Origin of the sequence: Laspinema palackyanum D2c, assembly GCF_025370875.1 — a bacterium.
GTDB lineage: Bacteria > Cyanobacteriota > Cyanobacteriia > Cyanobacteriales > Laspinemataceae > Laspinema > Laspinema palackyanum.
The window spans coordinates 28,931-50,557 of sequence record NZ_JAMXFD010000029.1; the positions used below are offsets into that span (position 1 = coordinate 28,931).

Consider the following 21,627-nt stretch of genomic DNA (forward strand, 5'->3'; position numbering starts at 1 on the left):
TTAGAAATTATGCTCAATATCAAAAAAGGCTTTTTGGGTTTGCAGTGGAACAGCTTTTAGTTTTTCCTTGATTTGCTGACTCACGTTTCCTGTTCCATATAAGGATTTGACTAAGGGTAGCATCAATTGAAACTCCTCAGATAGGGCGCGGTGAATGCCCGCCACAATATCCTGGCTTCGTTCTGGCGTATCAATCACTGATTTGGCTTTGAGACGACCCTTTTGGCGATCGCCGATGTTCACGGTTGCTTTTTTCAGGGCTGGCGCTTCTGTAAATCCACTAGAAGAATTTCCAATAATGACATCCACTTGACCCATCAGGCTTAGATACCGTTGTTGACCCAGGGAAATAAAAGCTTTCGCTCGATGTTGATTGTGCTTCACCCATCGATCAATATGCTCAATCAAAACGCGCCCCCCTGTATCAGCATTAGGATAGGTCAGAATGACAGTTGCCTCTGGAAAACGATCTAGAGCCACCAATAGCTCCTGCATGGGGATTGACGGAGACTGTTTATCTAGCGTAACCGGATGATAAGTCACCAGGAAGATGGGCGATCGCAGTTTCAGCCCTAGTGATTCCTCTAAAGTAGGGCGATCGAGCCAGTCCATATATTGAAGATGGTCTAGACCTGGAGAACCAACGTTAAACACGCGATCGGGAGATTCTCCCAGTTGAATCACTCGCTGACGATAAGGCTCTGCGGCGACAAAATGCCAGTGGGCAAATTTAGTGATGGCGTGGCGAATTTGCTCATCGAATGCGCCTTCTGTGGTTTCTCCCCCATGAATATGAGCTATGGGAATTCTAGCTAACATTGCCGCTTGGGCTGCGGCGAGAATTTCAAAGCGATCGCCCAACACCATCAAAATATCAGGTTGTAGCCGCTCTAAAACATCAGCAAAGCCTATGACTCCCAAACCAAGAGATTTCGCAATTCCCACAGGTGTATCAGAGGACAAGAGGATTTCCACCTTGGCATCAATGCTAAAACCATCCGCTTCCATTTGCTGATAGGTCAAACCAAACTCAGGAGAAAGGTGCATCCCCGTAGCGATGATTTGTAAATGTAAGTCATTATCATCAGCAATTTCTTTAATGAGCCAGTACAGCAAACCATAGTCAGCCCTGGTTCCTGTGACAATACAGATTGTGCGCGGTGAAGTCATGTTTCAGCCCCCGCAAGTTTTGCACTACTAGGTACATTAATCAAACTCGCTTCCAACTGCTCTGCAACAGGTAAGGGAGCATGGGGACAATCAGCATACATGGGCAGCTTATGCAGTAATGTCCAAGTGGGACGACATTGATAACCTGCATCATTAGCAGCGGTTAAGAGGCGATCACGGACTGATACACTTGGCTGTTCTAACCGCAGAGTATTTAACCAATAATTACTCTGACTGTTTGAAGGCTCAACTACAAAACCTATTCCCTCAATATCTCTAAATACGTCCTGATATTGCTGGGCTAACAAGCGTTTGCGAGCCAAAAAATCAGGCAATTGTTCCATCTGAGCGCATCCCAAGGCAGCATTCAAATTAGGCAAGCGATAATTCCAGGCGATGCGATCATGAAAAAACTCCCAACGGTGAGGCTGTTTTGCAGTTGTGGTCAAATGTTTAGCCTGTTGAGCCAATTCTGTATCATTGGTTAAAATCGCTCCCCCTCCTCCTGTCGTAATCACCTTATTACCATTAAAACTTAATGTTCCCAACCCCCCAAAAGTTCCCGTGTGTTGCCCCTGATGCCTGCTGCCCAAAGATTCCGCTGCATCTTCTACCACCGGCAAATGATAACGATTCGCCACATCAATCAAAGATGTCATATCTACCGGATGACCATAGGTATGCATAGGCACAACAGCAGCGATCCGCCGTCCTGTAAATCGATTCGTTAATCCCTCTGAACTAGACAAGCTACAATGCTTGAGATAGTCATTCAAAGCATGAGGATCTATCCCCAAGGTTTCAAATTCACTATCGATAAAATGGGGAATGGCTCCACAGTGGGACACCGCATTTGCTGTAGCCACAAAAGATAAAGCCGGAATTAATACCTCATCTCCGGGTCTAATCCCTGCCAACAATAAAGCGATATGCAGGGCTGCCGTACCATTTACTAAGGCTACAGCATACTTTGCCCCTGTATATTCCGCCAGCATAACTTCAAAGCGCTCGACATATTTGCCGACGGATGAAACAAAGGTAGAATCAAGGCAATCTTGGACCCGTTCCCACTCATTGCCGATAAACTCAGGTTCGTGGAGTGGCACAAAAGTATTTGGCTGTCCCAAGACAGTTTGCATCGCGTGTAAAAAATCCTGTTCTATTTTGTCCACTCTTCAAATCCCCTTAAATATTGTAGCGATCACTTTTGTAGCCAGCCAAATTTGCGGGATTCATAAACCATTCTGCCGTTTCTGCCAAACCGCGCTTAAATCCTTCACGCCCACCATATAAGGGTTCCCACCCCACAATCTGTTTAGCCTTTGTATTATCTGCCCATAAACGATTCACTTCACTTTTCTCAGGACGTAAACGAATCTCATCGGTCTCTATTTCTATCTCCACACCCATTGCCTCTGCAATAATCTGTACCGTATCACCAATAGAAATTTCAAAATTACTGCCAATATTAATCACTTCGCCAATGGACTTTTCCGACTCAGCTATGGCAATAAATCCTCGAACTGTATCTTTGACATAATTAAAATCCCTTGTGGGATGCAATGCACCCAACTTGATTTTCCTTGCTCCCTTAGCAATCTGAGTAATCACCGTAGGAATAACTGCCCGGGCTGACTGTCGCGGGCCGTAGGTATTAAAAGGACGAATAATTGATACCGGAGTATTAAAAGACTGGTAAAAACACATAGCAATTTGGTCAGCCCCTATCTTACTCGCTGAGTAAGGAGACTGACCTTGTAAGGGATGGTCTTCTGTAATGGGAACGAATTGAGCCGTGCCATAAACTTCACTGGTTGAAGTATGAACGACTTTCTCAACCCCTAGTTCTCTCGCTGCCTGAACTACATTTAGCGTTCCTTTTACATTCGTATCCACATAAGTTGCGGGTGAATGATATGAATAAGGAATAGCGATTAATGCTGCTAGGTGTAATACGATATCACACCCTTTCATTGCTTCCTTAACCCCATAAGGATCGCGAATATCGCCAGAAAATACTTCCAACTTGTCTACAACATCTTTTGAAGAATGGTCTAGCCACCCCCAGGAATTGAAGGAGTTATAAATAACAAAAGCTTTTACAGAATAACCCTGCCTCACCAATTCGTCTGTTAAGTGAGAGCCAATAAAACCATCTGCACCCGTAACTAATACTTTCTTTTTATAAATCAACTGATTTTCCTCATGACGAAATATTTATTATTATCAAAAACAATAATTGATTGAGCCGTTAATTTTTGGCTGAACTAACTACTTGAGCCATAATCTGAAATTCTTGATTGCGTTGACATAATTCGTCATAAGTTCCTGAATCTATAATCTGTCCCTGACTCATAAAATAGAGGCGATCGCAATTTTTCACGGTACTTAAACGGTGAGCAATCATAATCAAGGTTTTCTCTCCACTCAACTTCTCCACGGATTCCATTACCCCAGCCTCAGTCTGATTATCCAAAGCTGCCGTTGCCTCATCCATCACCAATACCTCTGGATTATGATACAACGCTCTGGCAATCCCCACCCGCTGCCGTTGCCCCCCTGACAGGCGTACCCCTCGTTCTCCGACCAAAGTATCCAAACCTTCGGGTAAACTTGTTAATAACTCAGTCAACTGGGCTGATTTAACTGCGGCCTCAATCCAACCTTCATTAATCTCCTTTTCAGGAATCCCAAAGGCAATATTATTTCGTAAAGTATCATCACACAAATAAATACTTTGGGGAATATAACCAATCAACCGCTGCCAAGCGGATAAATCGTCATAAATATCTCGACCATCCACTAAAATTTGCCCCTGAGTGGGTGGCAATAGCCCTAGAATTACATCCACAATCGTGGTTTTCCCAGCCCCAGAAGACCCCACAAAGCCCACGGATTTTCCTTTAGGAATGGTTAAAGACACCCTTTGGAGGGAATTATCACTGGCTCCAGGATAACGATAGAACACATTCTGTAATGCGATCTCGGTTTCTAAAACGGGCTGCACTTCAGCGAGTTTGCGAGATTCACCTAAGTGCGAATTTTCTAGCACTGGTTTTAGTTCCATCAAATCCTGGTAAAGAACATAAACGCTAGAAGAACTAAAACGAATCGCTGTAACTGAATTCAAAATCCGATTAATGGACGGCATCAAGCGAAAAGCGGCTGCTGCAAATAAAGACAAAGTAGGGATTACCGCACTTAAATTTCTCCCTTGAGCCAAAACTGACACCACAATTAACATCAAACCTACGATGGCTATGGACTCAATAAAAAACCGAGGCAATTGACTCATCAATTGATAAAACTGTAAGGCCCGAGTAGAATAAATATTATGCTTTTCAAACTCCTCAATAAACAATGGCTCTCGCCCTAACACCTTCGCTTCTTTAACCCCTCCCAACCCGTGATTAATCGTCCGAATCACCTGTCCATAGTGGTATTGACGAGCCTCACCCAACTCACTTAACTTCAGGCGAACCACCCGATAAAAACTCATAGTTGCTAGGCCAATTCCTCCTGCCGCTGCCAGAGAAGTCACAGGCTCGACAATCAATAAAAATAAAGCAATACAAGCCAGAATGGTTACTTCAGTCAGTGCCAATAATCCGGGTATTAAAACGCTATTAAAAAAAACTCCTGTTTCAGAAGTTAGATTACGAATTAAATCCGCACTATTGCGCTGCAAGTGAAATGGATAGGGACTATATAAATAGGCACGAAATAGACGAGAACATAGTTCAACTTGTTTATCATAAATAAAACGACACTGTAAATAAGTAAGCCCCGTTAGATAAGCATTTTTAAGTAAATAAATGCCGATAAATCCTAAACCCGCCCAGATTAAAAACTGCCGCAATTCTGGTTCGCCAACCGCTTGATAAACCCATCTCAAAAGTCCTGCTTCTTCAACCCTCTGGGGCCTTTCTAGCAGAGAAATAAAGGGCAGAACCAAACCTACGCCCAAAGTCTCAACGCCAGCCCCAATCAAAATCAGCAGAAAAAGTCCGGCAATTTGCCACCGTTCTCTAGTTGTAAATAAATAGAGGAATTTTTGTAAAAATTTCATTAATTTGGCTAATGCAATGCTTTCTGGGTAGTCTCACAAAAAAATTAGAGTCAGAATCAACTATCTTTTAATCTAGTAATAATCCGGTTTTACAAAGATTACTCATTAAATTAATATTATGTTGTTCCAACTCAGGACAGATTGGTAAACTCAACACCTCAGTACCTAGCAAATCACTTACTGGCATTTTTGGATACTGCCCCTGATAAACAGGTAACTGGTCTTGCGGGACAGGATAATAAATCATTGAGCCAATCCCCTGTTCACCCAAATACTCCTTTAACTTATTTCGTGTCCCATCCAACACCCAAACCGTGTACTGGTGGAACACATGACCATCCGCCAACTCTGGAGTGATGATCCCCGCCATATCCACGAATAACTCATTGCAAGCTTTAGCCCCCCTGCGTCTGCCCTCATTCCACTGTTCCAGATAGAGCAACGTCACCCGCAAAATTGCCGATTCCAACGTATCCAGAAGGTCATTATATCCCAAAACCTCATTATGATACTTTTTTTTGCCCCATGCCAGCACTTCTCATTTTGACCAGCATCCTGTTCAAGATGCCAAATCTTGAACGAAGGAAGGGGCTTTTCAAGAAGGACTCTTGAGACTGTTCTCAATAAGCTTCAGCAAAATTTCCCTAATGAGAATTGCTGCTTGTTCGGCGCGCCTGGGGTTCTGCTCAATGCCCAGCAATCGAAAACCCACCTTTGCTTTTTCTACGGCAAAAGGCAAGCCAAGATATCCGAGACCCACCACCCCCACCATAGCAGTGCAGTCTTTAATTTTTTCTTGCAGGGTCAGTAAGGCTGGAGGCGTGTGACTCATGGGGTTTGCAGTGATAATGATTTTCTTTAATTAGTAAATTTACGTTGCGGTGTTCCAGACAAAGTTTGCCTGAAAAGGTTCCTCTACAGTGTCTGGAGCAGGCGATCTCTCTGAGATTGTCTCGACCCTGGGGCGATCGCCTGGGCTGGACAGAGGCTATCAGTTCCCAGAAGCCTATCACAACTGAGTCAGAAGAATCTACAGGCCCACGGAGAAATATCCGGGTCCCAACAACAGTCTGCTTGAGTTGCTTGCACCTGAGTTGCTTGCAGGCGATCGCCCGCAAGCCAATTACCAGAGCATCTATACCCGAATTTACCGCGATGGTGCGGGGTCTCTTAGCCCTCTTCGGTCATGGTCGCAGATGGGGAGATCCGTCTCCACTATTACAATACCTTCGCCAAAAAAAGGGAGGGCTAACGTAGTACAATTGTTGTTGACGAAAACTACAACTGACATCTACATTAGCCCATGAAAGACATCTTACCACTTTTACAATGCCTCGTGCCAGTCGTAGGGGCCACAACTGTCCGTCAATTAAGCCGGATTGCCAAAGCCATACTGGCAATGGAAGGCCGAGTGACCATGTTGGGGATTTCTCGTTGGACCCCAGTGGGGGGCAGTTATCGCACGGTACAACGATTCTTTTACACGGTTTTACCTTGGGCCACAATGTTGTGGGTATTTTTTCGGGAGCATTTGTTCAACAAAGATGACATTTATTTGGTCGCGGTCGATGAAGTGATTGTCACCAAAGCTGGAAAAGAAACTCACGGTCTTGACCGATTTTTTGCCAGATTATACGGCAAGCCAGTGCCGGGGTTATCTTTTTTTGCTTTGTCTTTAGTTAGCGTTCAACAGAGAAAATCCTTTCCTATTCACATCGAACAAACCCTAAAAACTCCAGAAGAAAAGGCGGCAGCCCAAAAGAAAAAGCAAGCTAAATCCCAGGAGAAAAAATCAGCGAAAAATTCTAAATCAGTCTCCCCAGATGAGACGAGCCTTCAGAATAAGGGGGATAAATCTCTAGTCAAAAACAAAGGAGGCCGACCCCCGAGAAGCAAAAATAAAGACAAAACACAAGTAACTTTTACTCCAGAATTATTGCGAATTAAGGCAGCAATTTCTCGATTGCTGGGCTGTACAAATCAATTGTTCCCTTTGACGTATTTATTGCTGGACGGGCATTTTGAAAATAATAACGCTTTGCAAATTGCTCGTCAATTAAAGCTTCATTTAATTTCTAAATTGCGCCAAGACTCCGCTTTATTTTTTCCTTACAAACCCTCTAATCCAAAAGAAAAACCTAAAGCCAAGTATGGACCCAGGCTTCATATTGGTCAAATTCCCGCCAAGCATTTGAAAAAAAAGACAACGGACAAAAATAAAATTACCACGGAGATTTATCAAGCAGGGTAAGAGCATCTCAATCAGGCTTGACACAAGGATTTGAGAATAAGCATCATGTACTCCTCACTCATGGCTGCCCGGTTCCTTTTTTGTCTCAAGCTACGGGATAGGGTGGTTTCTTGATTGAGGGCATTAAGGGCCATCCGTCTAAGTACAGCCAAATTTCGAGGACTATTAAACGCTCGGACCCTAGATTTATCTTCTTCAAAAGTTACATCTAAAACCCAATGTTCTTTATTTTCAATGCTCCAATGTTCCCGGATAATAGAACCATGTTTTTGGGCATCTACGGTTAAAGAACTTAGATAAAACTGGACTTCATGAGAGCTTCCATTCCACTCGTCTCGAAACCGCTCGACTATAACAATCGTCTAGAGTCCCGCCCATTTGTCTTGATTATAAAGACCTCCAAATTCGGAAACGGGAATAGCCCAAACTCTTCTTTTTTCAACCCGGTTATGCCCTTTTTCTATTTGACGATACTCGGTCATTTTAACCCCAGAAAATTGGCTCTTTACTTGAAATTGAAACCAAGATTTAACTTAATTGTAAAGAGTTGGGTGATTGCTTTTTAAGCAGACTACATAATTAGCTTTTTGATGAACAATCTGTTTAACAATATCCGTTTGAGTTCCCATTGCATCCAGCGACTCTTCTACACAAAGAATTTCCCCAAGATTTGAATGTCGTGATTATAGTAAAAACCAACCAGCGGACTTCAAGCCAAAGCCATGTCATTTTATTCTCCAGCGATGTGAACTTAAGTTATGAAAAAATAATTGATTATTATGGACTGCGATTTCAAATAGAATTTAACTTTAGAGATGCCAAACAATTTTGGGGACTAGAAGACTTTATGAATATTAAGGAGACCGGTGTGACTAATTCCGCGAATCTTTCCTTTTTTATGGTGAATTTATCCCGTTATCTCTTAAAGGCTACCCAGAAGGGGCCTCTGTCCAGTGTTTGGGATCTCAAAAGTCAATTTAGAGGGTACCGTTATGCAGAAGAAACCATCAAACTGCTTAAGGAAAAACCTGACCCAGTTTTATTGGGTCAGATTTTGAAACGCTTATCCAGCCTGGGCTGTATCCATCAACATTCCCATGAGGCCAGTGACCATTAAATTGGCCAAGGTATTGCTATTAAGGAGAGACTTAAGCGGATCTGACTGTATTTTTGAGTTGCTATTAAGAAAAACCGTCGTGATCGCGTTTCCCTGTAAGAGCTATAGAATTCAGTCAAGACAAAGGTTTTCCCAGTGTGACAGAAGAGGGATAAAACTTATGGTTGTTTGATCTGGAGCATGATTGCCCGCAGATCAGCAGGATGGGGCTTTTGCGTTCAAACCCTGCCGAGGCGGGCTTTTTTGGATGAGTGGGTTATGGATTCGGTTCTATCCCCATCGCCCGTAACTGTTCTGCTAACTCCTGCGCTCGTTGTTCGGCTCGTTCAGCCCGTTGGCGCTCGGTTTGAGCCCGTTGGCGCTCGGTTTGAGCCCGTTGGCGCTCAGTTTCGGCCAACTCATCTTTAGAGGGGAGTAATTCTCCCTCTAAAGTGGCCCAGCGTAGCCAAACGGTTTCTACATCCCGGTACTGTCCGGACCACCGCACGAGGGCCAATCCGAGTTTTTGGCTGAGTAACCGTCCTTGTTCGTCTTCTCCCAAAGGTTCATAGACTCCTTTTGTCAAGAAAAACCCCGCCCAATCTTCTGGATTGTAGGGGTCGTACCAAAAATACTCAGTGACCCGCATCTGATTTTGGTAAATCTGCTTTTTCTCAGTTTTGTCCTGTTTGGCGGTACTGGTGGACAATAGCTCAATGACGACATCGGGCCCTTTTCCTTCTTCCCAAAGGACCCAGCTTTTACGTTCGCCCCGAGGTACGTCTAGGACGGCGAAGACATCGGGACCTTTGAAATCGCGATCGCGCACTTGGGCGAGACTATAGTAAACAAACATATTGCCCCCCACAAAGGCATCACGGTCTTTCAGCCAAGTCCACAGGGGGTCAACCAATAAATCCATTTGCAGTTTATGCCGCAGGGTTTCCATAGGAACACCGTCATCACAGGGCAGTTCATCTTGGGTGGGTGGAAGGGGAATCTCCGTCGGTTCTGTCAATGCAAGTTGAGAAGCAGACATGATACCTCACCGATCGCGACTACAGTTTTAATTTCTATGATAATTGGCCTACTCAAACCCCCAGGAAAATATCGCCATAGAAATGTAGGGGCGATTCGCGAATCGCCCCTACATTTAGATAATGTGTAGCTCTTACCCTATTTTTGGAAGTGATTTGCGGGGACCGCCCTTACGGATACAGCAAAATCTTATAAGTCTCGGGGGTCGGCTGAACTGCTTTTTGTACAGCTGCGGGTAATTCCTCCAGTGGATATTTATCACTCACCAATTTATCTACATCAATCCTCTTATTAAAGACAATATCTGTTGCGAACCCTTGAACTCGATAGCTGGAACTGTAGCTTCCCATCAAGTCAATTTCGCGGCCATATAAAATATTCGGATTAATTGGAATTTCTCCCTCATCAGGAAATTCGGCAAAAAATAGGATTTTCCCGCCTTTGCGGGTACAGTCGAGGGCTTGGAAAAAGGCCCGATCGTTGGGAACTGCCAAGATACTCGTATCCACTCCCATTCCCCCCGTTCGTTCTTTCACCTGATCGGCTAAGTCTGGGTTACGAGCATCAAAAGCAGCTTCTGCCCCTAAGGAATGAAAATTTAATAACACAAGCAAGCTATAATAAACAAATGAATATCAATGTACTTGACATTTCATTTTTAGGTTAAAAACTTATCCTTATTCGATGTCAAGTTTGTTGCTTTTGCTGATAATTGTTGGGATTGGTTTCAATCATTTTTTCAGGTAAATTTATGTATTACTCTTCTGAAATTACTGGTCAGATGCGGAAATTTTATCAATCTTTGTCCGAAAAAGATCGGCGAAGATATGCAGCAATAGAAGCCCAAAAACTTGGGAATGGTGGAATTAGTTACATATCCCGAATTTTGGCAGCAGACAGAAATACAATAGCCAAAGGCATTAAGGAATTAAAAAGTGAATCAGACAATACTTTTAATCAACACAGAATTCGTCGAAAAGGAGGAGGAAGAAAAACTAGCGAGTCTCTCCTGCCTGGGTTGAATGAAACTTTTTTAGAGGTTTTAAAAATTCATACAGCAGGCAGCCCAATGGATGAAAAAATTAAATAGACTAATCTCACGCAAAAAGAAATATTTGAAGGGCTGAAAGTTTATGGCATAACAGTCAGTGTAACCGTTGTTAAAAAATTATTAAAAAAGCACGGATATGTAAAACGTAAAGCTCAAAAAAAACAAACAACAGGAATAACAAAGAATCGTAACGAACAATTTAAAAATCTTGCCAGGATTACTGAAGAGTATGAGTTACAGGGAAATCCTATCATTAGTATGGATACAAAAAAAAAGGAATTTATTGGAAATTTATATCGCTCAGGAACTCTTTATACTACCGAAACCGTTACCACATTTGACCATGACTTTTTCAGTTTGGCTGATCGCAAAATAGTGCCTCATGGAATTTATGATGTGCAAAATAACCGAGGATATCTAACTCTAGGTATTAGTAAAGATACGAGCGAATTTGCTTGTGAAGCGATTAAATTATGGTGGATAAATTACGGAATCTCTCTCTACCCTCAAGCCCATTCAATTTTGATTAAATGCGATGGAGGTGGGAGTAATAATTCCAATCATTATATTTTTAAATCAGACTTGCAAAAATTAGTCAATGAGCTAAATATAGAAATTAGAATAGCCCATTATCCTCCCTATACATCCAAGTACAATCCAATTGAGTATCGCTTATTTTTTCATGTAACGAGAGCTTGTCAAGGAGTGATTTTTACCAGCATTAAGTTAGTCAAAGAACTCAGAGGAAAAACTCACACAAAATCTTGACTTTCTGTGGTATTAAATGTACTCGATAAAGTTTATAAAACTGGTCGAAAAGTAGCTGAAGGATTTAAGGAGACAATGAAAATTATTTTTGATGAATATTTGCCCAAATGGAATTACCGTGCTGTTCCGACAATTGACTAGATAGTGAAGTTATTAAATTTTCATTCCTAATTCCAAGGCTTTCTCTAAGCGAGAGGGGAGCAAATCCGTGGCGATCGCCCTTGCACCAAAATAGTTCACCGGCATCACAAACATCAGTCCGATGGGACCCGCACCCGTAATTAACACGGTCTGTCCTGGCTCCACTCGGGCCTTTTTCACCGCTTTTAAGCAGCAGTTTGTGGGTTCCACAAAACTGGCTTGCTCAAAAGTGACCTGATCAGGAATAAGAATCAGCCCCCCATTCCGGACAATATGTCCAGGGACCTTCACATATTCGGCAAATCCACCGCCACTAGGAGCAAATCCCGCAGTGGTGGTGATATTTTTATAAACCTCACACATGGAAAAGTTTTCATTCAGGCAGTAGGTGCAGTGCATACAGGGGATATGGTGCATCACCACTACGCGCTGTCCGACTTGCCATCCTGTTACCTCCTCTCCCACAGCAGAAATCACCCCCGCCGTTTCATGTCCAAAAATTCGCGGGGGTTCATAGAGTGGATACCGAATTTTTTTAATATCCGATTGACATAGACCCAGCACCCGTACTTGTACCAAAACCTAATCAGCAGAGAGTTCTGGCATGGGGATGTCTTCATAACTGAGCTGATTGACCCCTCTAAAAACCTGTGCTTTCATAATTTGGTGATTGTTAAAAAACTCTAACTTACCCTACCAGACTCGATTCACGCCTAATTACAGTTTATAAAAACCCGCACCCTAAAGGACTCTGTTGGCTAATCACATAGGGGGTCTGACCCCCTAGTTACTCCCAAGGAGTTAAGCCCGTTAAAATAGTACCTGAGAAAAACTTATGGTGGTTTAAGGACACTACCCTGTTTCTCCCCTAATTTATGGAGTGAATCATGACCCTTCATCCTCAAGAACAATGGATTATTCCTGAACAAACCGTTGCCGTGGCAAGGGCCGCATTCCCCAAAGGTAACGTTTATATGCTGATGTATGAAGAACTAGGAAGACTCTACACCGATCAAGACTTTATCGAACTTTACCCGAACTGTGGGAAATTAGCCTGGTCTCCAGCTTGTTTAGCGTTGGTTACCTTAATGCAGTTTTCCGAAGGTCTAACCGATAGACAAGCAGCCGACTCAGTACGGGCTAGGATTGATTGGAAATATGCCCTGGGGCTAGAATTAACCGATGAGGGTTTTGACCACACCATCTTAAAAGAATGGAGGGACCGCCTAGTTAAAAAAGAGTCCGAATCAATTCTCCTTGATAAAATGTTAGCCCGATTTAAAGAAAAAAAATTATTAAAAGGTCGAGGAATCCAGCGCACCGATTCAACCCAGGTTTTAGGGGCTATCCGAATGCTCAACCGCTTGGAGTTAGTTGGAGAAACATTACGTTACGCCTTAAATGACCTGTCTATTCACGCTCCAAACTGGCTGTGTTCTGTTATCCAAGAAGATTGGTTTGACCGCTATGGCTCTAGGGTAGATGCTTATCGATTACCGAAAGATAAAAGCGAACGTGAACGCTTAGCTTTGACTATAGGAGCCGATGGACATCACTTACTGGCCGCCATTTACGAGGGGGGTACGGCCTTTGATTTATGTGAACTACCCAGCGTGGAAATTCTCCGACAAGTGTGGATACAGCAGTATGCTTTTATTAATTCTGAACTCAAGTGGCGAGACCCGAAAGACCTGAAACTCCCCCCAAATTCTATCCAAATTGAAAGCCCTTACGATATTGAAGCTCGTAATGCTACCAAAGGGGAGAAAAATTGGACCGGATATCAAGTCCATTTGACCGAAACTTGTGATCCCGATTATCCTCATTTAATCGTGAATGTAGAGACGACTCCCGCCACCACCGTAGATGGGGATATGACTCAAGTTATTCATGAAAAGTTATTGGAGCAAGAATTACTCCCCCACCAGCATTTAGTTGATAGTGCCTATGTCGATTCTCACCATTTAGTCACGTTACGTTCAAATTATGAAGTTGACCTGGTTGGTAAAATCAGGACCGACAGTTCTTGGCAAGCGCTCCAGCAAACCGGATTTGATTTATCCTATTTTAAGATTGATTGGGACCACCAGCAAGTTAGCTGTCCCGTTGGCAACATCAGTAAAACTTGGCGTAACCGAACGGACAAATCCAATCAACCCGTGATTGAAGTTCATTTCTCTAAAACTGATTGTGCCGCTTGTCAAGAGCGAGAGCTATGTACTCATTCCAAAACCAACCCCCGATTACTCAAGTTGCGACCCCGTGAGCAACAGGAGGCTTTGCAAGCAGCAAGGCATCGTCAAACCACCGAAGCGTTTAAAGAAGATTACGCCCTTCGTGCCGGTTGTGAAGCCACAATCAGCCAAGGGGTGAGGGCATTTGATTTACGTCGCTCTCGTTATGCGGGTCTAGCCAAAACCCATTTACAGCATATAGCAATAGCTACAGCTATGAATGTAAGTCGTTTGTTTGAGTGGTGGACAAAGCCCAATAGGCCCTTGCGTCGTCCGAGCGCTTTTGCTGCTCTTAAAGCTCAATATCCGCCGCTCCACTTTTTCTGATTCTAGTCGCATCTTGGTTGGGGGGGTAACACCCCCCATCTGATTAGCCAACAGAGTCCGGAACGGGTGGGGCGTTTGCGGACGAAGCCTGTCTACGCAGCGTCATCCAGGAAATGGACTTTTACCAACTGGATTTGGTATCACTCCAATATTCAGGGGAAATGGGGTCGTTGAAATCATCGCTAATCCACCCCATCCCTCGATGTAACCCAGGGATGCGAGGTTGATGGGGTTCAGGTTCGATGTATTTTTGAACCAAAAATTCAATGTAGTCTAAGACTTGTTGCTGCTGTTGAGGGGGTAGTTGTTGCAGTTGCCCGATCACAGATTCAATTAAATTTTGGGTGGTTGAAGTGGACATTTTGACCTCCGGAAAGGTTATGGGGTGGGCGGTTTGAATGAATTTAGCCTAACACGAGGGTTGAGACTCCCGCAGGTGCGATCGCCTTGACGGTCCCCTACAGCAAGGTTGGATCTTCTCTGGGCGATCGCATCCCTACCCGAATGCTCTAATAGGAGTCGTGTAAAAATAAGTTGGTCAATTACGCCGAGTTTCGGGGCTTAATGATATAGTTCCATTCACCCCTCCAAGAGTGGCGCTCAATAGAAATAGAATTAAAGTCTTGGTTGGTCACTTTGATTCCTATTTCATAGCGACTTTCATCTAAGTTGGTTTGCACTTCTAATCCTTGTTGGGTCGTCGTGTTTTTAATTAAATTAATTAGGACTTGCAAGCTAGTTAAAGGTCTACCCCGCCAATTTTGAGTCAAATGACAGAATAAGCGATGCTCAATTTTATTCCATTTACTGGTTCCGGGAGGAAAATGACAGACTTGAATCGTTTTCTGAATTTCATCGGCAAACTCTTGGAGTTTTAACTTCCAGAGTCTCGACCGATAGCTATTACTCCCTCCACAATCTGCTATGATCATTATCTTTTGACCATTAGGATAACAATCTTGACCCATTGACTGCCACCAATGACGAATTGATGACACCGCAAATTCTGCCGTGTCCTGGTCAATTCCCACATTTATCCATCCTTTGTTCTTGGTTAAATCATAAATTCCATAAGGAATCGCTTTACCCAACTGTGGGTCTATAAAATCATGCATTCGGACCTCAATAGGCTGCTCCTTAAGGCTCCAATCGGTTCCTCCGTTTTTAAAATCTCCAATTAATTCCTTTTTTTAGTATCAACAGAGATTACGGGTTCGTTGGCCATTTGAAAACTTTTTACCTCGGCAGCAATATGTAAAAATTGCTCATCTCTATCTTGACAAGATGAGCCATCCCGAGTTTTTCGATTTGATTGTAAGCTATAGCCTAGATAGTCCAGTAAATTATAAACGCTTTTCGGACTGATTCGGTGTCCCCCACGATTTAGCTCTTCTGCCAGTTTGGCTACACTTTTAGAAGTCCATTTTAGTGGGGACTCCGGGTCTCCCAATGTCATGGGTTCTATCAAGGATTCCAAATCTGATAGCAGCATTCCATCTTTTTCTTCTAGTAATCGCCGTCCACCACCTTCACGACGGATGCGAGTTAGGTCTTGTTCTGAGCGCGTATCTGAGGATTCAGACAGTTCACGGATCCCTGAATTTATTGTGGTCCGCGATAGTCCAGTTGCCTCAGATAAGAGCGTTACCCCTCCCCATCCCAAAGACATGGCTTCACAGGCGGCCCAAATCCGTCGTGTTTTTTCATTCAAATAAGGTAATAATGACTGATATTTATCTCGAATACTTTTGAGGGTTTCATTATCCACAATCCTATAGCTCGCCGTAGCGCTACTTCTTAAGTATCCCACGGGGGGTCTAATTGGTCAAGTTATTTTTACACGACTCCTAACTGACAAGCGATCGCCCCTCGGACTCTCTGTCTTTACTTTTGATTTCTATCTATATCTATATGAATGAACTCCAATCTGATGTTTTAGTGGTGGGTGGCAGTACGGGAGGAACCGCTGCAGCAATTCAAGCGGCGCGTCGGGGTGCTCAAACGGTTTTAGTTAGCGAATTTCCTTGGGTGGGAGGAATGCTTTCAACCGCAGGGGTTTCGGCCCCCGATGGAAATGAGTTAGCCGCGTTTCAAACAGGTCTATGGGGTGCTCTCCTGCAATCTCTGCAATGTCAGCAAGGGGGCGGATTAGACCACGGATGGGTGAGTTTTTTTACCTTTGACCCACGCACTGCGGCCCAAATTTTTGCGGACTGGGTGAAAGAACTGCCGAATCTGCACTGGATTTCTGGACAAGTTCCTGTGGAAGTGTTGCGCGACGGAAATGCGATCGCAGGGGTTCGTTTTACTGATGTGATTGTTAAAGCGAAAATTACTTTGGATGGCACGGAACTGGGTGATTTACTGGCGTTAGCAGAAATTCCTTATCGTTGGGGTTGGGAATTTCAAGGGGAGTGGCATGAACCCAGCGCCCCTGTTGCCTCCAATCTTTTAACAGAACGATATCCAGTACAAGCGCCTACCTGGGTGGTGGTGATGCAGGATTATGGGGAAGGGGCGAGTGCCCCAGAAATTCCTGCGCCTGCCATTGAGGATTGCAGTCGCTTTTTGGGCGCGTGGGACAACTATGGCCCTCACTCTTTTCTCAATTACGGCAGATTGCCTGGAAATCGCTTCATGATTAATTGGCCAATTCAGGGCAATGATTATGGCGAAGGGGTGGGGCGACTGGTGGAAAGGGACGCATCACGTTTAGAGTTTCTCCAAGAGGCCCGATCGCATTCCCAAAGTTTTGCAGGTTTTATCCAAAGGCATTTGGGGCCTCGTTATGGGTTGGCTGAGGATATTTTTCCGTTCTTTATAAAAGGAGTTGAAGGCAACTGCAATTGTTTTAAAACCCCTAGTTTTGGAGGCGGGGCCTACGCTTTGCATCCTTATTATCGAGAAAGTAGGCGTCTGGTGGGGGTAAAAAGGATTACAGAACAGGATATTTTGCCTGCGCTTGGGGGTCGAGTCGCTAAATTATCAGTGGATGAGTCAGGAGTCTGCGATGCGATCGCCTTGGGGAATTATGCCAATGATCATCATTATCCCCATTTAGAAAGTTTGGATCCCTCTTTCACTCTGGCCCCCAAATCAATTCGCTGGGGTGGTCGCTGGACTGGGACGCCTTTTACGATTCCTTATGGTGCGTTGGTGCCGTTGGCAACAGATGGACTGTTAGTTTGTGAAAAAAATATTTCTGTGTCTCATATTGCCAATGGGGCCACTCGTCTGCAACCTGTGGTGATGGGAATTGGACAAGCAGCAGGAATGGCAGCAGCGCTTTGTGTGGAAAAAAATTGTCAACCGAGGGATTTGCCTGTTCGGATGTTGCAAGTTGCATTATTAGAGGATGAGATCGCCCCAGCAGCCCTGGTCCCTCTGTTTAATCTCACTCCTGACCATGATGATTGGTTGGATTGCCAGAAATTTTATTTAGAAAATCCAGACCAATATCCCCTCAGTGGCGATCGCCCCCTCCAGAATAAAATTCATCCCTCAGTTCGTAGTGACGACTTTAGTCGTCCCTCCCCCCTCAACTCGGAAATTCCCGAAACTCACAAAACGCTTTCAACTCATCTCAAATCCTCTGTTGCAGCTCGCTTAATTAAGAATTGCCAATCCTTCATGGGGATATTTCAACGAAAAGGATTGCAGGACTATGCGATCGTCTTAACGCATCCGGTAGAAATGGCAGGTCAAACTTGGAATCTGGTGACCTTGCTTGCCGAAGTAGACTGTCAATTAGAAAAGTGCCAAGATGAGCAACCGCTAAAGATTTTGGGCCGCCACAATTCCGCTGGAAATTGGATCATTGTGGAAGAATTAACGGCTTAAATTTTGATTGGCTTGGTCAAGGATGAGGGAAAAGAATAGAATTTCAATGGCTTTGATACGCTCGCTCACTCCTTGGCGCAAGAGATTGATTGACAAAAGTCTCTCTTGCCATGCTTATTCCGGTCAAGATATAATTTTAAGCAGTTAACCACTCAAGAAGCGATCAGTGGCCCATCTAGGCAGGGGCATTTTATGGCTAGAAAAGAGGTTTTTTCCTAAAGAGCAGAAGCAGCAGGAGTGGAAAGATCAAGTGGTCTTGACAACAATCCCCTGAGTGTGGGAGATTATCGCGGTTTCTGTCGCACCCTTTATCAGCCATTGGAGTGATCCGTAACTCCATCCTGTCCGAGAGCTAAGTGCTAGGGGCGATCGCGAGTTAACAGTCCGGTGATGCTTTTACCCCTGGGAATAGGGTAAGCTACTGTTATTCATCGACAGCCTAATCCTTCAACAGAAGGAGTCGGAGGTTGCGAGTCTGGCTGCCGTCCAGTCAGCCCTAACCGGCAAAAACAATTGTCCGGTGAGTTGCAACCATCATGGACAACAATAAACGGAGAAGGGTGCAACTACCTTGACCTATCCGTAATTGAGGAATGTGATGAGCAACGACTTAGATCTGATCAAAAGCCTTAGCCCCAGCGCAATGGATCAGATCATGATATATCTGGCCTTCAGTGCCATGAGAACCAGTGGGCACCGGCACGGAGCATTTCTGGATGCAGCGGCAACAGCAGCCAAATGTGCCATTTACATGACCTATTTGGAGCAGGATGAGAACCTGCGAATGACAGGTCATCTGCACCATATTGAGCCGAAGCGGGTTAAAGCCATTGTTGAGGAAGTTAAAGAAGCCTTAACAAAAGGCAAGCTCTTAAAAATGCTGGGTTCCCAGGAGCCTCGCTATCTGATCCAGTTTCCTTATGTGTGGCTGGAACAGTATCCGTGGAGACCGGGACGGCCCCGCATTCCGGGCAACAATCTGACGAGTGAAGAAAAACGTCAAATTGAACGCCAGCTTCCCAACAATATTCCCGATGCTCAACTGATCAACTCCTTCCAGTTTATGGAATTGATTGAGTTTCTGCACGCGCGATCGCAGGAGGATTTTTCGCCAGACAGACGGATGCCTCTTTCTGAAGCCTTAGCAGAACATATCAAGCGGCGGTTGGTTTACTCGGGAACGGTGACGCGGATTAATTCCCCTTGGGGAATGCCCTTTTACGCCCTGACTCGGGCTTCTTATTCTCCAGTAGATGACCAAGAACGCACCTACGTTATGGTGGAGGATACCGCACGATACTTCCGCCTGATGAAGGATTGGGCAGAACGGCAGCCGAAAACGATGCGGTTGTTGGAGGAATTGGATATCCCCTCTCATCGCATGGACCAAGCGATGGAAGAGTTGGATGAAGTCATCCGCCAATGGGCCGATCGCTATCACGAGGAAGGGGGTGAACCCATGTTGCTCCAAATGGTATTCGGTCCTCAAGAAGAGTCCTAGAGTAGCATCGGGCTTCCCCTCGTTCAATCCTTGCTGAATGGGGAAGGAATGCCCTCTACTTCAAGCGTCAATCAGTGTGTTTCGGATCAATGTGTTTCGGATCAATCTAGTTTAAAGTCTATAAATCTCCTTTAACGCCCCTTTATAGGGGCGAAATATTGGGGATTTACAGAAAAAACTTCGGCATTGAACCGAAGTTACAAAGATTCCAGAAAGTGGGTTTATTTGAGAGTTTAGAAGGGAGAAAAAGCCCAATTAAACCTCCTAAAGCTAGTTTCTAAGGTGAAGAATTGAGCGTTGGGAGTGACCGGGCGATCGCCGGGAAAAACTCAAGCTTTGCGAATACCGATTGGCCTAGAACTCCCCTGTTGACGCTCTAAAATTTCTTTCGCAACTAAACTAATCAATCCTAGACAGGCTAATAGTGCCGCTGCGGAAAATGCCGACTGGGTTTGATACTGTTTATAAGCTTCTTCTACAAATAACGGTAACGTTTGGGTTTTTCCAATTAAGTTGCCAGAGACGACGGCAACCGCACCAAACTCGCCCATCGCTCGGGCATTGGTTAAAATGACTCCATACAGCAGTCCCCAGCGGATATTCGGTAAAGTAATGCGCCAGAAAATTTGCCAATCATTTGCTCCTAGGGTTTTTGCTGCTTCTTCCTGTTCGGGTCCGGTTTCCTCTAAGACGGGAATCACGGAACGAGCGACAAAGGGGAGAGTTACAAATAAACTGGCAATGATGATTCCCGGTAAGGCAAAAATAATCTGAAGATTGGCCGATTGAATTAGGGGACCAAACCAGCCATTGCGTCCATAAAGTAGAACAATCATCAACCCAGCGACAACGGGTGAAATGGAAAAGGGCAAGTCAATGATGCTCACAATAAACGCTCGACCGGGAATTTTATGGCGGGCGATCGCCCATGCCGCGCATAATCCAAATAGGGTATTAATCGGGAGGACAATCGCAGCAACGATGACGGTGAGCTGAATCGCGGCTAAAAAGTGAGGATCCCTAAAGTTGGTAAAGAAGGGGCCAAACCCGCTTCTAAATGCTTGATAAAAGACATTCAGTGCAGGAATGAAGAGAACCAGTGCTAAGTAGGCGATCGCTACCCCAATGGCAATTCTCCGCACCCATTGTTCTTGCTTTTTTGAATGGCCACTCTTCTCTACGGGCTGATTACTGATTGGTTTAAGCATACCGTCTTCCCCAAGCTTGCACGAGATTAATTGCGAATAAAATGGCCAAAGAAACTGCTAACAGCACAACGCCTATCACTGTTGCTCCATAGTAGTCATATTGTTCCAGTCGTTGAAAAATTAAGACCGGGGCGATTAAATCCTTAAACGGAATATTGGACGCCACAATCACAATTGACCCATACTCTCCCACCGCCCGGGAAAATCCCAAAGCCACACCAATTAAAATCGGTGAAATCAACTGCGGAATAATAATCCGCCAAAAGGTTTGAGAATTAGAAGCGCCCAAACTCCAAGCGGCTTCTTCCACTTCTGACTCTAGTTCTCTTAAAACAGGTTGCACCGTTCGCACGACAAAGGGAAGGGAGATAAATAACATGGCAATGCCTACTCCGAACCGGGTAAAGGCAATTTGAATCCCAAACGGTGCAACCAGGGAACCGATCCAACCCGCTGGACTATAAACCGTGGCGATCGTCAAACCTGCTACTGCTGTGGGCAAGGCAAAAGGCAAGTCAATCGTTGCATCAATAATCCGCTTAAAAGGAAAATCATAGCGCACTAAAACCCAGGCAATTAAAGTCCCAAATACGCCATTAATCAGCGCAGTAACAAAAGCGGTAACAAAGGTGACATCATAAGCAGACAGCGCCACGGGACTGGTCGCAATTCGCCAAAATTCACTGGGGTCTTTTGTCGCAGACATCCACAACAAGGCAGCCATCGGCAGTAACAGCATGATGCTAAGATAGCCAATCGTGATCCGCCAAGGCCAAGACAGATGGAGGAGGCCACCGAGGGAGGTTAGTAATTTCTTACGAGGATTATTGAAGGAAATTGCCATAATAAGCTTGATATTATTGTTGCTCTTTATTAGTGAAATCAAACATCCCTAAAACCTCAGATATTTTGGATGGCCAATATTTTTATCTG

The 21,627-nt window shown here is 44.4% G+C and carries 18 protein-coding genes and 3 pseudogenes; 7 read left to right on the forward strand and 14 right to left on the reverse strand.

Going from position 1 to position 21,627, the window contains the following annotated elements; all coding sequences use genetic code 11:
• The 6 genes from neuC to NG795_RS23825 all read right to left on the reverse strand — a co-directional run bounded on the left by neuC (position 1) and on the right by NG795_RS23825 (position 6,071).
• Entirely contained in the window at positions 1-1,170 is a 1,170-nt protein-coding gene (neuC, locus tag NG795_RS23800; RefSeq protein ID WP_367291109.1) for a UDP-N-acetylglucosamine 2-epimerase, read from the reverse strand.
• Positions 1,167-2,342 (reverse strand): LegC family aminotransferase, encoded by a 1,176-nt coding sequence (locus NG795_RS23805; protein ID WP_367291110.1) that lies wholly within the window; start codon positions 2,340-2,342, stop codon positions 1,167-1,169. The genes neuC and NG795_RS23805 overlap by 4 nt, the downstream gene beginning before the upstream one ends.
• 13 nt (positions 2,343-2,355) lie before the next feature.
• Positions 2,356-3,363: an NAD-dependent 4,6-dehydratase LegB gene (locus tag NG795_RS23810; RefSeq protein ID WP_367291111.1), complete on the reverse strand. Its 1,008-nt coding sequence runs from the start codon at positions 3,361-3,363 to the stop codon at positions 2,356-2,358.
• Between the two features lie 58 nt (positions 3,364-3,421).
• Complete coding sequence (locus tag NG795_RS23815) at positions 3,422-5,239, reverse strand: ABC transporter ATP-binding protein (protein WP_367291112.1); 1,818 nt, start codon at positions 5,237-5,239, stop codon at positions 3,422-3,424.
• A gap of 67 nt (positions 5,240-5,306) precedes the next feature.
• Positions 5,307-5,774, reverse strand: a complete 468-nt coding sequence (locus NG795_RS23820; RefSeq protein WP_367291113.1) for a DegT/DnrJ/EryC1/StrS family aminotransferase — start codon at positions 5,772-5,774, stop codon at positions 5,307-5,309.
• Between the two features lie 60 nt (positions 5,775-5,834).
• A complete protein-coding gene (locus NG795_RS23825; protein WP_367291114.1) occupies positions 5,835-6,071 on the reverse strand; it encodes a hypothetical protein in 237 nt (78 codons plus the stop codon).
• Positions 6,072-6,542: 471 nt separating this feature from the next.
• Here NG795_RS23825 and NG795_RS23830 point away from each other — a divergent pair.
• Positions 6,543-7,433 (forward strand): annotated as a pseudogene (locus NG795_RS23830) (transposase); the annotation flags it as partial.
• A 68-nt stretch (positions 7,434-7,501) separates the two neighbouring features.
• Here the strand turns inward: NG795_RS23830 and NG795_RS23835 are convergent.
• On the reverse strand, positions 7,502-7,849 hold the full coding sequence (locus NG795_RS23835; protein ID WP_367291153.1) for an ISAs1 family transposase: 348 nt from the start codon (positions 7,847-7,849) through the stop codon (positions 7,502-7,504).
• 269 nt (positions 7,850-8,118) lie between these two features.
• On the opposite strand from NG795_RS23835, the pseudogene NG795_RS23840 reads away from it, so the two are divergent.
• Positions 8,119-8,607, forward strand: a pseudogene (locus tag NG795_RS23840) (IS4 family transposase); the annotation flags it as partial.
• A 256-nt stretch (positions 8,608-8,863) separates the two neighbouring features.
• Here NG795_RS23840 and NG795_RS23845 read toward each other — a convergent pair.
• Both NG795_RS23845 and NG795_RS23850 read right to left on the reverse strand, forming a co-directional pair.
• Positions 8,864-9,625, reverse strand: coding sequence for a Uma2 family endonuclease (locus tag NG795_RS23845; protein ID WP_367291116.1), 762 nt, complete (start codon positions 9,623-9,625; stop codon positions 8,864-8,866).
• Positions 9,626-9,794: 169 nt separating this feature from the next.
• Positions 9,795-10,232: a zinc-binding dehydrogenase gene (locus NG795_RS23850; protein WP_367291117.1), complete on the reverse strand. Its 438-nt coding sequence runs from the start codon at positions 10,230-10,232 to the stop codon at positions 9,795-9,797.
• A gap of 143 nt (positions 10,233-10,375) precedes the next feature.
• On the opposite strand from NG795_RS23850, the gene NG795_RS23855 reads away from it, so the two are divergent.
• Both NG795_RS23855 and NG795_RS23860 read left to right on the forward strand, forming a co-directional pair.
• Positions 10,376-10,714, forward strand: a complete 339-nt coding sequence (locus tag NG795_RS23855) for a hypothetical protein (protein ID WP_367291118.1) — start codon at positions 10,376-10,378, stop codon at positions 10,712-10,714.
• Positions 10,715-10,726: 12 nt separating this feature from the next.
• A pseudogene (locus NG795_RS23860) lies at positions 10,727-11,443 on the forward strand (ISAzo13 family transposase); the annotation flags it as partial.
• A 153-nt stretch (positions 11,444-11,596) separates the two neighbouring features.
• Here NG795_RS23860 and NG795_RS23865 read toward each other — a convergent pair.
• The gene (locus tag NG795_RS23865) at positions 11,597-12,163 is read right to left on the reverse strand and encodes an alcohol dehydrogenase catalytic domain-containing protein (protein WP_367291119.1); all 567 of its coding nucleotides are present in this window, start codon (positions 12,161-12,163) and stop codon (positions 11,597-11,599) included.
• A gap of 308 nt (positions 12,164-12,471) precedes the next feature.
• On the opposite strand from NG795_RS23865, the gene NG795_RS23870 reads away from it, so the two are divergent.
• Positions 12,472-14,145, forward strand: coding sequence for an IS1182 family transposase (locus NG795_RS23870; protein ID WP_367291120.1), 1,674 nt, complete (start codon positions 12,472-12,474; stop codon positions 14,143-14,145).
• A 121-nt stretch (positions 14,146-14,266) separates the two neighbouring features.
• On the opposite strand, the gene NG795_RS23875 is transcribed toward NG795_RS23870, so the two are convergent.
• Positions 14,267-14,506, reverse strand: coding sequence for a DUF2281 domain-containing protein (locus NG795_RS23875; protein WP_367291121.1), 240 nt, complete (start codon positions 14,504-14,506; stop codon positions 14,267-14,269).
• Between the two features lie 181 nt (positions 14,507-14,687).
• Positions 14,688-15,916, reverse strand: a protein-coding gene (locus NG795_RS23880) for an ISAzo13 family transposase (protein ID WP_367291154.1) whose coding sequence is annotated in 2 segments (ribosomal slippage) — positions 14,688-15,337 and positions 15,337-15,916 — 1,230 coding nt in all. Because the reading frame shifts where the segments join, the coding sequence is not laid out codon by codon here.
• Between the two features lie 140 nt (positions 15,917-16,056).
• Here NG795_RS23880 and NG795_RS23885 point away from each other — a divergent pair.
• Both NG795_RS23885 and hetR read left to right on the forward strand, forming a co-directional pair.
• Positions 16,057-17,985 carry an FAD-dependent oxidoreductase gene (locus NG795_RS23885; protein WP_367291122.1) on the forward strand — a complete coding sequence of 643 codons (1,929 nt, stop codon included), beginning with the start codon at positions 16,057-16,059 and terminating at the stop codon, positions 17,983-17,985.
• 598 nt (positions 17,986-18,583) lie between these two features.
• Positions 18,584-19,486 carry a heterocyst differentiation master regulator HetR gene (gene hetR, locus NG795_RS23890; RefSeq protein WP_367291123.1) on the forward strand — a complete coding sequence of 301 codons (903 nt, stop codon included), beginning with the start codon at positions 18,584-18,586 and terminating at the stop codon, positions 19,484-19,486.
• 329 nt (positions 19,487-19,815) lie between these two features.
• Here hetR and cysW read toward each other — a convergent pair whose 3' ends face one another.
• Positions 19,816-20,694: a sulfate ABC transporter permease subunit CysW gene (gene cysW / locus NG795_RS23895; RefSeq protein WP_367291124.1), complete on the reverse strand. Its 879-nt coding sequence runs from the start codon at positions 20,692-20,694 to the stop codon at positions 19,816-19,818.
• Complete coding sequence (gene cysT, locus NG795_RS23900; protein WP_367291125.1) at positions 20,687-21,538, reverse strand: sulfate ABC transporter permease subunit CysT; 852 nt, start codon at positions 21,536-21,538, stop codon at positions 20,687-20,689. Before cysT ends, cysW begins: the two co-directional genes overlap by 8 nt.
• Positions 21,539-21,627 lie beyond the last annotated feature (89 nt).